Annotated in this window: 12 protein-coding genes; 10 read left to right on the plus strand and 2 right to left on the minus strand. The window is 53.6% G+C overall.

Going from position 1 to position 15,074, the window contains the following annotated elements; genetic code table 11:
• The first annotated feature begins 190 nt into the window (after positions 1-190).
• The 3 genes from tatA to D3P07_RS14475 all read left to right on the plus strand — a co-directional run bounded on the left by tatA (position 191) and on the right by D3P07_RS14475 (position 3,883).
• Positions 191-382 (plus strand): twin-arginine translocase TatA/TatE family subunit, encoded by a 192-nt coding sequence (gene tatA / locus D3P07_RS14465; RefSeq protein ID WP_119800944.1) that lies wholly within the window; start codon positions 191-193, stop codon positions 380-382.
• Positions 383-434: 52 nt separating this feature from the next.
• Positions 435-2,795, plus strand: a complete 2,361-nt coding sequence (locus D3P07_RS14470; protein WP_119800945.1) for a peptidase C14 — start codon at positions 435-437, stop codon at positions 2,793-2,795.
• Between the two features lie 155 nt (positions 2,796-2,950).
• Positions 2,951-3,883, plus strand: coding sequence for a DNA-3-methyladenine glycosylase family protein (locus D3P07_RS14475; protein ID WP_119800946.1), 933 nt, complete (start codon positions 2,951-2,953; stop codon positions 3,881-3,883).
• A 150-nt stretch (positions 3,884-4,033) separates the two neighbouring features.
• Here the strand turns inward: D3P07_RS14475 and D3P07_RS14480 are convergent, their stop codons facing one another.
• Positions 4,034-4,915 (minus strand): AraC family transcriptional regulator, encoded by an 882-nt coding sequence (locus D3P07_RS14480; RefSeq protein WP_119800947.1) that lies wholly within the window; start codon positions 4,913-4,915, stop codon positions 4,034-4,036.
• Positions 4,916-5,045: 130 nt separating this feature from the next.
• Between D3P07_RS14480 and D3P07_RS14485 the strand changes: the two genes are divergently transcribed.
• Together D3P07_RS14485 and D3P07_RS14490 are read left to right on the plus strand one after the other, a co-directional pair.
• Positions 5,046-6,122 carry a Gfo/Idh/MocA family protein gene (locus D3P07_RS14485; protein WP_259391509.1) on the plus strand — a complete coding sequence of 359 codons (1,077 nt, stop codon included), beginning with the start codon at positions 5,046-5,048 and terminating at the stop codon, positions 6,120-6,122.
• 65 nt (positions 6,123-6,187) lie between these two features.
• Positions 6,188-6,928, plus strand: a complete 741-nt coding sequence (locus D3P07_RS14490) for a ThuA domain-containing protein (protein WP_119801207.1) — start codon at positions 6,188-6,190, stop codon at positions 6,926-6,928.
• A 53-nt stretch (positions 6,929-6,981) separates the two neighbouring features.
• Here the strand turns inward: D3P07_RS14490 and D3P07_RS14495 are convergent, their stop codons facing one another.
• On the minus strand, positions 6,982-7,710 hold the full coding sequence (locus tag D3P07_RS14495; protein WP_119800949.1) for a hypothetical protein: 729 nt from the start codon (positions 7,708-7,710) through the stop codon (positions 6,982-6,984).
• Positions 7,711-7,886: 176 nt separating this feature from the next.
• Between D3P07_RS14495 and D3P07_RS14500 the strand changes: the two genes are divergently transcribed.
• The 5 genes from D3P07_RS14500 (at position 7,887) to D3P07_RS14520 (ending at position 15,071) form a co-directional block, all read left to right on the plus strand.
• Positions 7,887-9,569 (plus strand): glycoside hydrolase family 13 protein, encoded by a 1,683-nt coding sequence (locus D3P07_RS14500; protein ID WP_119801208.1) that lies wholly within the window; start codon positions 7,887-7,889, stop codon positions 9,567-9,569.
• Positions 9,570-9,894: 325 nt separating this feature from the next.
• Entirely contained in the window at positions 9,895-11,211 is a 1,317-nt protein-coding gene (locus tag D3P07_RS14505) for an extracellular solute-binding protein (protein WP_119800950.1), read from the plus strand.
• Positions 11,212-11,323: 112 nt separating this feature from the next.
• Complete coding sequence (locus tag D3P07_RS14510; protein WP_220482026.1) at positions 11,324-12,283, plus strand: carbohydrate ABC transporter permease; 960 nt, start codon at positions 11,324-11,326, stop codon at positions 12,281-12,283.
• Between the two features lie 12 nt (positions 12,284-12,295).
• Complete coding sequence (locus tag D3P07_RS14515; RefSeq protein ID WP_119800951.1) at positions 12,296-13,129, plus strand: carbohydrate ABC transporter permease; 834 nt, start codon at positions 12,296-12,298, stop codon at positions 13,127-13,129.
• A 145-nt stretch (positions 13,130-13,274) separates the two neighbouring features.
• Positions 13,275-15,071 (plus strand): glycoside hydrolase family 66 protein, encoded by a 1,797-nt coding sequence (locus D3P07_RS14520; protein WP_182914329.1) that lies wholly within the window; start codon positions 13,275-13,277, stop codon positions 15,069-15,071.
• Positions 15,072-15,074 lie beyond the last annotated feature (3 nt).

A 15,074-nucleotide genomic window follows, 5' to 3' on the forward strand; every position in this document is an offset into this window, starting at 1 on the left:
CTGCTTAGCGCAATCGCGAGAGTGCAGAAAATTATCTTATAATTTACACTATTCAAATTATTAGATTGACATCCAAAAATAACGGCTTGTATAATCTGTATATCAGATGTACATTAATTGATTTACTATTTTGGTTATCTTGAATAATGTACACTAGATGGGAATCAAATACAGAACGAGGAGGTTGTATATGCCTAATATCGGGATTACCGGAATTATTCTCGTTGTGATTTTGGCGTTGCTGCTATTTGGACCAAAGAAGCTTCCTGAGCTGGGAAAAGCTGTAGGAACAACAATTCGCGAATTTCGAAGCGGCACGAGAGCGCTTGTGGCGGAGGATGAGCAGGGAAAGCCAGTAGAGCAAGCCGGCGAAAAGAAATAAGAATCCTAACTATGAGTTTTTGCAATCCAACTGATTGAATGGAGGAATCTTCGTGAATCAGAAAGACATCAATAATCTCGCTGGGGATATGCAATCTACTATAACAGAGACGGTAGTCGGCCTTCCGGCTGAACCTAAGGAAGAGGTGTCAATCAGCAGAAGAAAGATGCTGCAAGCGATTGGGATCGGCAGTGTTATGCTTGCAGGCAGCGCCTTATTTCCCAAGCTTGCCTTCGCCGACAGCGAATTGCAGAGCAAGGATGATCAGAAGCTCGATAAGGGCGCTCCGTCCAGCATGCTCCAAGTGGCCAATGTACAAGCTCTCTCGTCCATACCGAAAGGTCAATTGAAAGAAGGCACGCTTGTTTATGTAAGCGGATACTATTCGGCTGGGGACGGTGGCAGTCATATTGTCCGCTGGTCGCAAAGCAGCACGGCGCAGGCTAACGGGGGGACGGTGCATCAGTCCTCCGGCATGAGCGGCGGCCGCTGGCTGACCATTCATAACGGAGTGGCGGACTTCCGCTGGTTTGGCATATTCGGGCCGAACCAGAATGCCGATGACGCGCTGGATGCGATGGTGAATGATCCTTCCATACATCGGATTGAAGCGCATACCGACCTGAACTTTGCCCGAAGGCATGTCTTCCATCGCAGTCATATTGAGCTGGACTTTGGGGGACATACAGTCACCACCGAGGGAATTGAGCTCAATACGAGAGACAATCCGTTTGGCGCGGTGCTGTTTTTCCAAGGCACGCAGGCGGGCGGCAACCAGTCGGTTGCGATTAGTGCAACGATACCGGAGGGCAGCGATGTGCTGGAGGTATCAAGTGCTTCCGCGTTCCAGGTCGGCGATTGGTGGCTTGCGAGAATCAGCAATAATTCCGGCGGCAGCGCGCAGCGTGAGCTGGATTATTTGGTCAAAGTGACGGAGATCATTTCCTCCAAAAGCATTCGTATCAATTATAAGCTGGGCTGGCCGCTCGCGGCAGGCAGAACGATTACCTATACGAAGATGAATCCGGTCTTCCATTGCCATGTGCGCAACATGCAGTTTGTAGGGGTGCCTGTCCCTCACAATCCATCGGCTAGCGTACGTCCATTTGAGACATGGGATCAGATCGGCTCCAACCCCGTCGCTTACGAATTTGCGGTGGAGTGCAATGTGTCGGGCATTCGTGCGACCAAAGTGTTTTGGCCGGTCATTCAGCGGCGTTATTGCTCCCACTACATAACCGAGCAATGCGAGCTGATTAACCCGGAGGAGCGGGACTGGGGCGGCACGGGATATTTGACTCAACAGCTTAACGTGCTGTACGGGCATGTCCGCGATTGCAATACGAGCAACGCCCGTCACTTGAATGACTTCACATGCGCAGCTTACAGTATGGTGGAGAATTGTCATGGCGACGGCGATGACTACGGTCCTTTCGTGACACACGGCCAGTATGAGCATGATCTGGTTTACATCGGGAATTCGGGCCTGCTCTCGTTCGCGAACAGCGGTACGACTTGGGGAGACAGTGCTAAGCGGATTACGGTGAAAAAGCATATTGCTACGCGCATCGTCGCCAACAAACGGCTGACGGATCTGACCTTGGAGGATTGTTATGCGATCGTGAAGGAGGGACTAGCGAACTCGGGTTCGATCTGGGCCAACGTCGACGGACTGCAAATGCGCGGCTGCACAGCGGAAAATATGATAACGCTGTCAAAAGGCTCCTCCCTGTCCAAACGAAAAAACATCATCGACAGCAGCTCCTTCGGCATGCTGAACGGCTACGAGATTGCCCGTCCGATTCGGGCGAATACCGTCGGCTACACGCCAATTAACGGCGATCTGCATATATCGAACTGCGAATTCTTCAATGTTGAGGATGTGAATATCGGAAGCCTGAACAAGCTGACACTGATCAACACCTGGTTCAAGGGCGCTTCGCCGACGACGGGCAAGGTCCGGGTAGGCACCAAGGAGATCGTCATACAAGGCGGCGGCTTCCAAAATTGCGGCTTCGTGCTGACCGGTGCATGGGACAAGTCGACAACCGGTAATGCTGCGCAAAGCGTCACCTTGGGCGGAGGGGCTCATTTCAGCGGCACCAACGGCGAAAAAGCCTTTTTCAAAAGCACCGAAGCGGGCAACGCCGTTACCTTCAACATCGGCCAGATCGTCAGCGCAGCTGCCGATGAGGATACCGCCCACTTCCATATCGAGGGCACGGGCAACCGTCTCCATTCGATTGGCGCTCATTTCAAGGGCGGCAAATATACAGCGGACGACGGCGGCTTTGGAGCGGGCAACTTCTTCTGTCTCCTCTCCTGTGTGGAGGAGGGCGTGGACCGCACGTCTCTGCCGGCGGAGGAAGGCGACACCATCAAGCATGGTGCTGCTTACAATATGATTTTTTAGTAGATTAATCGCTTAATAATCGTGGCGCAGTTCCTGCTTAGGGGCTGCGCTTTTTATATGGCGATCGCATGCATGCATACTGCCATCCGCAGACTAAAAGAGCAAGATTCCGTAGTTTAATTATTCCGTAATTATGCTACAACTAGAATAGAAGAATGCGTACGGGAAGCGGAGGAATACGATTGAGTAATTGGATAGCAGAGTTGCAGGTTCCGGAGACGTTTCATTTTGAGCGAAACGCGGCTTATTTGCAGAGATCGGCGAATGAATGCATGTATCGGATCGCGGATGGTTTTGTCTATAAAGCAATTTCGCGAGGGAACGATACGGCCGTCATGAAGGTGGGTCCGGCTGCTGGAGGGCTTTCGTTAGAGCTGCTCGGATCACCGGAGGGCGCAGCTGCCCGCGATGGACTATTGGAAGCCGCCGAGGCTTATGTGCGGGAATGGTTCGACCTGGACCGGGATTTGACGCCTTTTTATGAGCTTGCGTCAGGCGATCGTCTTTTGCAGGAGCCTGTTAAGCAATTTCATGGACTCAGACTGATGGGCATACCAGATTTGTTCGAGGCGCTTTGTTGGGGAATTATTGGGCAGCAGATTAATTTGGCATTTGCCTATACGCTGAAGAGAAGGTTAGTTGAATCATACGGGGTGCCGGTGGAAGCAGAAGGCGTCACGCACTGGCTGTTCCCGGAGCCGGAGCTGATCGCATCGCTGTCGGTCTCCGATCTGGAGCCGCTGCGCATGACGGTGAAGAAATGCGAGTATTTGATCGGCGCTGCCGAAGTTATCGCATCAGGCGCGCTCAGCAAAGAGCGGCTCATTGCCGCTGGCAGCTTGAAGGAAGCGGAGAAGCTGCTGACCGGCATGCGGGGGATCGGGCCGTGGACGGCTCACTACGCCATTATGCGCTGCCTGAGGCTTCCGGACGCGTTCCCCATCGATGACGTCGGCTTGCATAACGCGGTCAAGCTGCAGCTTGGCATGGACCGTAAGCCGACCAAGCCGGAGCTGATCGCCATGTCGGAAGGCTGGCGAGGCTGGGAGGCGTATGCGACGTTTTATCTATGGCGGCTGCTTTATTAGGTAGTCCCGCAGATAGGCATCTATCGTCTGAGCTGTGGCAGCCGATTGCATCCCGAACGTTATGGAAGATGAGTAATGACTGCGAAAGACCTTATTCATCAACAACGGCCATCCTTCACTGGATGGCCGTTTGCTCTTTATGGACGCGAGCTACAACTCCCTCACTTGCTTATAATATTGCCCCGGCGATACACCCGTGAACTGCTTGAACACTTTGCTGAAGTAATAGGGGTCCTCAAGGCCTGTCAAATACCCGATCTCCCCGAAGCTCATATGCGTCGCCTGAATGAGCTCCTGCGCATGCTGGATGCGCACCTTGTTGACGTACCGCGTAATGGTATACCCGGTCGTCTCCTTGAAGATCCGGTTCAAATAATCATAATTCGATTCGAACTCCCTCTCGATCATGGCGCTGCCGATTTTCTCCGTATAGTGCTGATGGATATAGTCAAGCAGGGCATGGACTTTGGCGACGGCTTTGGAGCCTTTGCCGCCCTCATGCCGCAGCTTGTGCAGGAAGTAGTCGCGCGACAGCTCAATTAACAGCTCAGAGAAGCGCAGTGCGGTTAATCCACGGTTGTAGTGCTTGCGCCTGTAGAGGATGAGCAGCTCATTAAGCGCATGCATCATTTGGCTAAAGCTGTTTTTGTCCGAGAGTCTGTGCAGCTTGGGGAAGTAGTAGCTGGTATCCTCCTCGAATTCGGCTTGCTCCTCCAGCAGGATGCTTTTGGCCAGCTCAAGCGGGTTCAAGCCCTCGACGGCGGACATGCCCGGATGCTTGAAGTGGAAGTAATAATAGTCGCAAGCAGCCTTTTTAGTCCCCTCGTGATCAAGTCCGGGCTCCAGCAGCAGAGAATCTCCGCGCCTTAGCACGTAATCACGACCGTTCTCCCTCATATGAAGCTCTCCGTTTTTTACAATGTACAGAATGTGTTCGTCGGTATTGCGGTAGAAATGAATCCATGGAGCCGTATAGGAAACGAAGCCCATCAGCATGATTTTAGGGACCTTGTCGACATTCATTTTTAGCATGCAGGTTCACACCCTCTATTGGAAAAGTCGGTATTGTACAAAAAGCGTCACCTTTGCTCATTTTCGATCATTCTAGCACACTCTATACTGTTGGTGAACGGCCAACTCGAATGTGAAATGGATGGTGGATATGGGGAAGCTGAAAATCGGAGTCATTGGGCTTGGTGGAATTGCGAATTATCACATCTGGGGCATTGAACAAAGTCCGGATGCCGAGCTGTGGGCCATCTGTGACGTGAATGATAATGCTCTTGCAGAGCGGGGAGAATCGCTGGGTATTCCCGTGGAGAGACGTTATGTGCGCCACGAGGACATGCTGCAAAACGGGGAAATCGATGCGGTTATGATCGGCACGCCGAACTTCAACCATTTTACGGTGGCTCGCGACGCGATTCGATTCGGCAAGCCGTTTGCGCTGGAGAAGCCGATTGCGATGGATACGGGGGAGGCGCTTGTGCTCCGCGAGGAGCTGCGCAAGTCTCCAATCGCGCATATGGTGTGCTTTACGTACCGCTATAAGTCCGCTGCCCGCTATGCGCGGCAGTTGATTGCCGAAGGCAAGCTTGGACGCATCCATCATATATATAGCCAGTATTTGCAAGGGTGGGCGATCGATGAGAAGCTTCCGCTCGTATGGCGCTTCAGCAAGGCGCTATCCGGTTCTGGCGCGCTTGGCGATCTTGGCTCGCATATTTTGGATCTGCATCGTTTCCTGGCAGGTGAGACGGAGAAGGTCATTGCGCACGCCGACACAATTGTCCGTGAGCGCGAGCTGATCGGCGGCAATGGCACAGGCGAGGTGGATGTCGATGACTTCTGCCATGTACTTGGCCGGATGGAGGGCGGTATCTCGTCTTCTATGCAGATCTCTCGGTTTGCATTCGGGCGCGGGAATTACCAGCGTATTGAGATTTACGGCTCCAAAGGGTCGCTTGTGTACCATCTGGAGGAATCGGACTCGCTGCAGGTGAACTTTGCGGATGAAGAGGGCGGCTTTAGGAATGTTGCCGTGCCGGAGAGCTGCGCAGCGGAGCAAATGCAGTCCTTCTTCAATCTGCTGCAGAGCAAAGGCGATGGGCTGGATGCGACGATCGAGGATGGCTATATCAATCAGCTGACGCTGGACGCCATTATTGAATCGTTTACGGAGGAGCGCTGGGTGTCGACGGTTGAAGCCGACGGCGCAGTCAAGCGGGAAGCCATGTAATTCAGATGCAGGGAAATGCCGGAAGTGTTATCAAACAAATTGCAGCAGGAATAGGAGATGGAGATATTATGACAATCCGCGTAACGGTATGGAACGAATATCGGCATGAGAAAGAAAATGAGCATGTAGCTAGCATCTATCCAGAGGGCATCCACAATGCCATCGGCAACTATTTGAAGTCCAATGAGCCGGTTGAGGTTCGTACAGCAACGTTGGATGAACCGGATCATGGCCTGACTGACGAGGTGCTGGCGAATACGGATGTGCTGATCTGGTGGGGACACCTGGCGCATGGCGAAGTGCGCGACGACATTGTTGAGAAGGTGCGCGACCGCGTAGTGACGGACGGCATGGGACTCATCGTGCTTCATTCCGGTCATGGATCGAAGCTGTTCGAGCGTCTGTTGGGCACGAAGACGGGCACGCTGAAATGGCGCGATGACGGCGAGCGCGAGAGAGTATGGGTCATCGAGCATGGTCATCCGATTGCGGAAGGTCTGGGCGATTACTTCGAAATTCCGAAGGAAGAAATGTACGGCGAGCGCTTCGAGATTCCGGCGCCGGACGAGCTTGTCTTCATTTCGTGGTTCGAGGGCGGCGAAGTATTCCGCAGCGGCTGCTGCTACCGTCGCGGCAAGGGCAAGCTGTTCTACTTCCGGCCAGGCCATGAGACATTCCCGATCTACCATCAGCCGGAAGTGTTGAAGGTCATCGGCAACGCTGTTCGTTGGGCTGCGCCAATCGCGGGTGCAGCTACGAGATCCGGACGCATGGAACCAATCGAGCCGATCGGAAAAGACAAGTAAGCAAAATTTGATTTTGGCTTTGGTTTGTATGGTTGGAGTATAAAGCCGGCCGGTTAAAGTTGAAGCAGCTGGCATACCCTGAAAAGTAGGTTCTGTTCTCTTTTGGTCCAGCATGAGAGACAGGGCCTATTTGCTTTTAGCGAGGCATGAGGAGCTGAGCTCCAGCAGCAATCTGAGGCGACAGGCTGCAAGCCGAGAAACTCGGCTTGCAGCCCGCGAAGGGCTCGCGCCGTGCGCTCTAAGCCGAGAAACTCGGCTTGCAGCCCGCGAAGGGCCCGCGCCGTGCGCTCTAAGCCGAAAAACTCGGCTTGCAGCCCGCGAAGGGCCCGCGCCGTGCGTTCTAAGCCGAGAAACTCGGCTTGCAGCCCTCGCAAGGCCCGCGCTGTGCGCTCTAAGCCGAGAAACTCGGCTTGCAGCCCGCAAAGGGTTCGCGCTGTGTGCTCTAAGCCGAGAAACTCGGCTAGCAGCCCTTGCAAGGCCCGCGCCGTGCGCTCTAAGCCGAGAAACTCGGCTTGCAGCCCGCGAAGGGCCCGCGCCGTGCGCTCTAAGCCGAGAAACTCGGCTTGCAGCCCTCGCAAGGCCCGCGCTGTGCGCTCTAAGCCGAGAAACTCGGCTTGCAGCCCTCGCAAGGCCCGCGCCGTGCGCTGTAAGCCGAGAAACTCGGCTTGCAGCCCGCGAAGGGCCCACGCCGTGCGCTCTAAGCCGAGAAACTCGGCTAGCAGCCCGCGAAGGGCCCGCGCCGTGCGCTCTAAGCCGAGAAACTCGGCTTGCAGCCCTCGCAAGGCCCGCGCTGTGCGCTCTAAATGCAGCCCGGAGCAGTAGCTGCGTTACGCACCTGAGGGTGCATTATATTCCGCAACGTGTGAAGGATGTACGTTTTCGCGCGCTGGCGGCTTCTTCATACTAGGAAGCAGATACGACTAAGAGAGCGAACAGGAGTGATCGAGGATTGAGCGAGCTGAAGCGAGCATTTTGGAAGGAAGCGGTTGTGTACCAGATTTATCCGAGGAGCTTTATGGACTCCAATGGCGATGGAATCGGCGATCTGCAAGGCATCATTTCCAAGCTGGATTACTTGAAGGAGCTGGGCGTTGACGTCATCTGGCTAAGTCCCGTGTTCAAGTCGCCTAATGATGACAACGGCTACGACATTAGCGATTATCGCGACATTATGGATGAATTCGGAACGATGGCGGATTGGGAGGAGATGCTGAAGGGTATTCACGGGCGCGGCATGAAGCTGATGATGGACCTCGTTGTGAACCACTCCTCGGACGAGCATGCCTGGTTCATGGAGTCGCGTTCCTCTAAGGACAGCCCTTACCGCGACTACTACATGTGGCGGCCCGCAAGCCTGCAAGGGGAGGAGCCGAATAACTGGGTTTCGTTTTTTGGCGGTTCGGCATGGCAGTATGATGAAGCGACGGGCGAATATTTCTTGCATTTGTTCTCGAAAAAGCAGCCTGATCTAAACTGGGAAAATCCTGTTCTTCGCCAGGAAGTATACGACATGATGACGTTCTGGCTGGATAAAGGGATCGACGGCTTCCGAATGGACGTCATTAACTGCATCTCCAAGACGCCGGGCTTGCCAAGCGTTGGAGACGATCGCTACGCTTGGGGCGGCGAGCATTTTATGAACGGACCGAATATCCATAACTATTTGCAGGAAATGAATCGCGAAGTACTGTCCAAGTATGACATCATGACAGTCGGCGAGATGCCGGGCGCAACGGTCGAGCAGGCCCGGCTTTATACAGGCGAGGATCGCGGCGAGCTGAACATGGTGTTTCAATTCGAGCATATGGATGTAGACTCCGGGCCGCATGGCAAATGGGACCTGAAGCCGTGGACGCTGAAAGGACTAAGAGATATTCTGCATAAGTGGCAGGCCGGGCTAGCGGGCGATGGCTGGAACAGCCTCTATCTGAACAATCATGATCAGCCGCGCATGGTTTCCCGGTTCGGAGATACGGGCATGTATCATAAGCAATCCGCCAAGATGCTGGCTACGCTGCTGCATACGCTCAAAGGAACGCCGTATATTTACCAGGGTGAAGAGCTGGGCATGACCAACGTTCGCTTCCCGTCTATTGACGATTACCGCGACATTGAGACGCTGAATATGTACCGGGAGCACCGGCATGAGCATGGCAGGAGCGAAGAGGAGGTCATGGCCTCGATCTATGCGAAAGGAAGGGACAACGCGCGTACGCCGATGCAATGGGACGCCTCGCCGAATGGAGGCTTCACGACCGGTATCCCGTGGCTGGCGTCCAATCCCAATTACGACCGGATCCATGCGGAGCAGGCTCTCGCCGATCCGGACTCTATCTTCCATTATTACAAAAAACTGATCCAGCTTCGCAAGCGCCATGACATTATGGTATATGGCAGCTATGAGCTGATTCTGCCAGAGGATGAACGCATCTACGCCTATACCCGCGAACTGAACGGAGAGCGGTGGCTAATTATGCTTAATTTTTTCGGAGAACAGACACTATTCAGCCTTCCGGACGAACTGGCTCATAACGCCAGAGAACTGATTATCGCTAATTATGACGATATCGACCCGGATGCCGATATCAGCCAGATTACGCTCCGCCCTTACGAAGCGAGGGTATACGCCATAATGAAATAAGTCCTTCTCTTGCGGTGGGGTGTTATATCATCATCCCACCGTAATGTTATACCCCTTGCCCCAGCAATTGCGCTTTGTCCAAACAATGCCCCCGCAAGTCTTCGGCTTCACCATCTGCTTGCCCTGTGTTCAAGAGAATAAAATACACTTTCCCATAATATCGGACACTAAACCTTTCAAAGCCCCTGTACACCGTCTTTTTTGTGTCCATAGAGAAGAAGAGAATATACGACACGATGATGAGAACGTAAGCGGTTACTTGTGCAGCCCTTCCTCGGTGATAATCGATTTGTGGTTATCAAATCATGAGGGGAGCAAACAGAGAATGAAAAAGGCAAGAAAATTGGCAATCGCCGTTATGGCGCTTGTTCTCGTATTGGTAATGGCCGCTTGCTCTGGCGGCAACGGAGGCAATAATGGATCATCGGGCAATGGCGGGACTGGTAACGGCGGGTCCGATAAGCCTGCCGGCAAAAAAGTAACGATTGAATATTGGCATACGTACAGCGACGCAGAAGAGATGGTGCTGACAGACAAAATCAAGCCCGCTTTCGAGGAAGCTTACCCGAATATCGAGCTGAAGCTGACGCGCATGCCTTATGAAGGGCTGAAGCAGCAAGTGATTGCCGGTGTGGCCGGCGATGCTGCTCCGGACCTGATGCGCATGGATATCGTATGGGTGCCGGAGTTCGCAGCCCAGAACGCGCTGATGGAGGTTGGCAAGCTGGACGGCTTCGAGGAGCTGAAAGCTAGCGTATTCGATGCGCCGATGGCAACCAACAATTATAACAATGGCTACTACGGTGTACCGGTCAATACGAACACAAAGGTTGCGATCTACAACAAGGCGACCCTTGCCGAAGCGGGCTTGACAGAAGCACCGAAAACGATAGATGAGCTGGTCGCTGCGGCAGAGACGCTGAAGGCGAAGGGCAAATACGGCATGGGCGTATCCGGCATTCATGCCTGGGGACTCGCTCCATGGTTCTGGAGCCTGGGCGGCTCCATCACGAACGACGATTACACCAAAGCAGACGGTTATCTGAACAGCGAAGCAAGCGTGAAGGCACTGCAAACAATTATGGACTGGAATAACAAGGGTCTGGTATTGCCAGTAATGCTGGGCGGCGAGCCGGGCACATGGGACGGCATCATTAGCGGCGAATATCTGATGAGTGACGACGGTCCTTGGTTCTACAGTACGAAGATTGCGGAGAAGGAAGCGACGGGCTTCGATCCGCTGGAGGAGACAGTCAGAGCGCTTATGCCTGCGGGAGACGGCGGCAGCCGTTCGGTTATCGGGGGCGAGAATCTCGTGATGTTCGCCAATTCGAAGCATCCAGAGGAAGCGTGGACGTTCGCGAAGTGGATGCTGACAGAAGAGCCGCAAAAAATTATGGCGGAGACAGGACTGATTCCTTCCAACAAAGCGGCGGCTGATGCGATGAAGTCGATGGATATTCCGTTCGTCGATACGTTCGTGGAACAGCTGGAGACGGCGCTGCCGCGCACGCCAATCCCGCAATGGGGTGAAGTGGAAGCGATCTTCAACCTGGCGTTCGAGAAAGCGATCCGCGGCGAGCAAGAGCCGAAGGCTGCGCTGGACGAAGCCGTGAAGCAGATCGAAGCGATATTGAAATAAGCAACATCGACGGGAAGGGTAACTTTGCGGGGCGGCTGCTTCGGCGAAGCCGCCCTTTCCTCCTTGCAACACCAAGACATCTACCCAACCAGCGAAAGGAGGCCAACTGCTCATGCCCGATTCCGCGTTAACGCCGGACACCAAGCAATCGACTATGATGCGCAAGAGCAAGTTCAGGCTGGGCCTGCGGCAATGGATGACCGTACTGCCTTTTGTTGCGATCGGCTTTATCGGCATCGCCGTATTCGTCATGTATCCCATGATCCGCAACATCATAATCAGCTTTCAGGATTACAGCATTATGCCGAACGCGGCGAATCCGTGGGTCGGCTTCGACAACTATACGAAGGTGTTTCAGGACCCGAATGACCGCTTTCTGATTGCGCTGCGCAATACGTTCTTGAACGTAGCGGCGACTGTGCCGGTCAACTGGTTTTTGGCGGTGTTTTTTGCCGTCCTGATCAATGCGAGATTTGTGAAGTTTAAGATTGCATTCCGCACGGTCTACTATCTGCCAATCGTCACCTCATGGATCATTATTGCGCTTCTGTTCAAATATTTGTTCGCAGACGGCGACGGCGGCTTTATCAACTTCATTCTGCATAAGCAACTGGGCATCATCGCCGAGCCCATCTCCTGGCGCAACAACTACTGGTCCGCTATGGTCATGATCTGGCTGTTCCATATCTGGAAGACCGTCGGCTGGGGGGTCGTGATCTACCTTGCCGCGCTGCAGGGAATTCCGAAGGATCTCTATGAGGCAGCTGAAATCGACGGGGCGAACGCAGGGCAGAAGTTTTGGAAGATTACGATTCCGCTTCTGAAGCCAATTACGCTATTCATCGTCATCAATCTGATCAATGGGGCATTCGGCTTCTTCCCGCAGGTATACTTCATCACGCAGGGCGGACCGATGAACCAGACGCATGTTATTCCAAGCTTGATCTATATAGAAGCGTTCCAGAACCTGAAGTTTGGCCCGGCATCGGCTATGGGCGTCATGATGGGCGTGCTCGTCTTTATACTGACCTATACGCAGATGAAAAAAATCGGAAGACAGAGAATGTTCTAAGGAGGATCGCCTATGCAAACATCACTTATCAACAAGATCGTCGTCTACGCGATCATCATAACGGGCGCCCTTCTCTTCGTCTTCCCGTTCATCTATATGATCCTGACGACCTTCTTCCAGGGCACCAATACACTGCCTAAGCCGGAGCAAGTTTTTTCGGTCAAAATCAACTTCGCCAACTACGTGACCGTTTGGAATAAAAACAATTTCGTCAATTATTTCATGAATAGCGTCATCGTCACATCCGTGGCCATGGTCGGCTCGCTTTTCCTGGGCGCGCTGACCGCTTACGGCTTTGCCAGGTTCACCTTTCCAGGGAAGGAGCTGGTCTTCCGGATTTTCCTGCTGACGATGTTCATTCCGGGCGTCATCAACATTATTCCGCAATTCGTTATCATCAAGGATATGGGCCTGGTCAACACGTACAGCGGCTTATGGCTGATCTATATTGCGGGCGGTGTCATCGGGAACGTCTTCTTCCTGCGCGGGTTCTTCGAGAGTATTCCGAAGGAGCTGGAGGAATCCGTCCTGATCGACGGAGGCGGCAACTGGCGCATTTTCTGGAACATTTACCTGCCTCAATCGCTGCCTGCGCTCGGTACGCTGGCAATCTTCATCTTCCAGGGAACGTGGGAGGAATATTTCCTGGCGCTGACCCTGATCAAGAGCGAAGCGATGCGTACACTGCCGATTGCGATCCTAATGTTCAATGACAAATATTCGACCAATTACGGCCAAGTATTCGCAGCCTCGATGATTGCGTTGTTGCCGGTTATCTTGCTGTACATTACGTTCCAGAAGAAATTCGTTCAGTCCGGCTATAATGAGGGCGGCGTGAAGGGCTAGCCATCATCATGCCGGTCAAGCGGACAGCGTACAGATTGCGTTCAGCCATCATGTCCTAGCTGGAGCCTTCAGGCACAGCGTATGGAGAGGCATGTGATAAGGGACGCACCAATCTACTATGAATCCCAATACAAGGAGACTACGGATGCCAGGACATGTTTTTCGCAAAAAAACAGCAGCGGTCTGCGCCAGCGTACTCGTCATCTCGGGCTTGCTGACCGGCTGCTTCGGGAACAAGCAGACTGCCGTTGACCCGCAGAAAGCCGGCGCAGGCGGACTGCTGACGTATGTCACGACGGACAAGGCGAGATATAACCCCGGAGACCCGGTTCACTACACGCTGACGATGAAGCCGTCAGATGAGGGCGGCGATCTGATTGTCCGCTATAAGCATCTCGATAAGACCGTCGGCGAGTCGACGATCAAGTGGGATGGCTCGGCTGCGGAGGTGCAATGGGAGTGGAAGCCTCAGTCAGATGACTACAAGGGCTACCTGGCAGAGATTTATTTGAAACAGGGCAAAGAGATTGTCGATCATACGAACATTGCCGTCGATGTATCTTCCGATTGGGGCAAATTCCCCCGGTACGGCTATTTGGCCGACTTTATGGCGATGGAAGCGGGCGAGCAGGAGAATACGATCGATCGGCTGAACCGCTTCCGTATCAACGGCATCCAGTTCTATGACTGGCAGTGGAAGCACCACATCCCGATGAAGCTGGAGAATGGCCGGCCGGCAAGCGAGTGGCCGGAGATTGCGGGCCGGCTGGTATCGTACGATACCGTCAAGGGTTACATCGACCTTGCGCATAGCAAAAATATGAAGGCGATGAACTACAATCTGCTCTTCGGCGCGTTCGAGGACGCGGAGCAGGATGGCGTGAAGCGGGAGTGGGGCTTGTTCAGAGATCCTCTGCTTGCCACTCAGGACCGCCATCCGCTGCCGGACAGCTGGGTCAGCGACATTATGCTGATGAACCCGGCGAATGAGGATTGGCAGAATTATTTGTTCCAGGCAGAGAAGGAAGTGTTCAAGCATCTGCCATTCGACGGCTGGCATGTCGACCAGCTTGGCGATCGGGGCATTCTGTATGACGATAATGCCGATAAGGTCAATCTGCCGGAAACGTATGTTCCATTCATGAATGCGGCGAAGAAAGCCGTTGATGTCGACTATGTGATGAATGCGGTCGGCCAATTCGGACAGAGCTACATTGCGAGGACGCCGGTGAAGTTTCTGTACACGGAGGTATGGGACGCGCATCCGCAATACCGCAATTTGAAGGAGATCGTGGACCAAAATCTGAAGTATAGCGCAGGAAAATTGAATACCGTGTTCGCGGCTTACATGAACTACGATCACGCCGACTCCAGGGGAGACTTCAATACGCCGGGTGTCCTGCTGACGAACGCCGTTATCTTCGCATCCGGCGGCTCCCATCTGGAGCTGGGCGAGAACATGCTGGCGAAGGAATATTTCCCGAACCGAAATCTGAGCATACCGGATGCGCTGGAGGCATCGCTGGTATCGTACTATGATTTCCTGACCGCTTATCAAAATCTGCTGCGCGACGGAACTGTCGACAAGGAGCTGGACGTTGCGGCGGCAGAGGGAGCAGAGCTGTCGGCGATGCCGGAACGGGGTAAGGTATGGAGCTTTGCCAAGGAAGCGCAAGGCCGCACAATGCTTCATTTCATCAATTTCAACGATGCGACAACGATGGAATGGCAGGACAACAAGGCTTCCCAAGCGGAGCCGAAAGAAGTTCAGGATATAAAGCTGACTGTGAAGGCGGACGGCAAAGTGAAGAAGGTATGGGCAGCATCGCCGGATTACTACGGCGGCTCGGCTATCGGGCTGGACTTTACGCAGAAGGACGGAGAGCTGACCGTTACTCTGCCTAAGCTGAAGTATTGGAATATGGTCGTTCTGGAATATTAATGA

This window comes from Paenibacillus sp. 1011MAR3C5, from assembly GCF_003591485.1.
Classification (GTDB): Bacteria; Bacillota; Bacilli; order Paenibacillales; family Paenibacillaceae; genus Pristimantibacillus.

Coding starts and splice junctions, on each gene's coding strand:
- tatA (WP_119800944.1), top strand. CDS start 191: ATGCCTAATATCGGGATTACCGGAATTATTCTCGTTGTGATTTTGGCG.
- D3P07_RS14475 (WP_119800946.1), top strand. CDS start 2,951: ATGCGTACGGGAAGCGGAGGAATACGATTGAGTAATTGGATAGCAGAG.
- D3P07_RS14480 (WP_119800947.1), bottom strand. CDS start 4,915: ATGCTAAAAATGAATGTCGACAAGGTCCCTAAAATCATGCTGATGGGC.
- D3P07_RS14485 (WP_259391509.1), top strand. CDS start 5,046: ATGGGGAAGCTGAAAATCGGAGTCATTGGGCTTGGTGGAATTGCGAAT.
- D3P07_RS14505 (WP_119800950.1), top strand. CDS start 9,895: ATGAAAAAGGCAAGAAAATTGGCAATCGCCGTTATGGCGCTTGTTCTC.
- D3P07_RS14510 (WP_220482026.1), top strand. CDS start 11,324: ATGCCCGATTCCGCGTTAACGCCGGACACCAAGCAATCGACTATGATG.
- D3P07_RS14515 (WP_119800951.1), top strand. CDS start 12,296: ATGCAAACATCACTTATCAACAAGATCGTCGTCTACGCGATCATCATA.
- D3P07_RS14520 (WP_182914329.1), top strand. CDS start 13,275: ATGCCAGGACATGTTTTTCGCAAAAAAACAGCAGCGGTCTGCGCCAGC.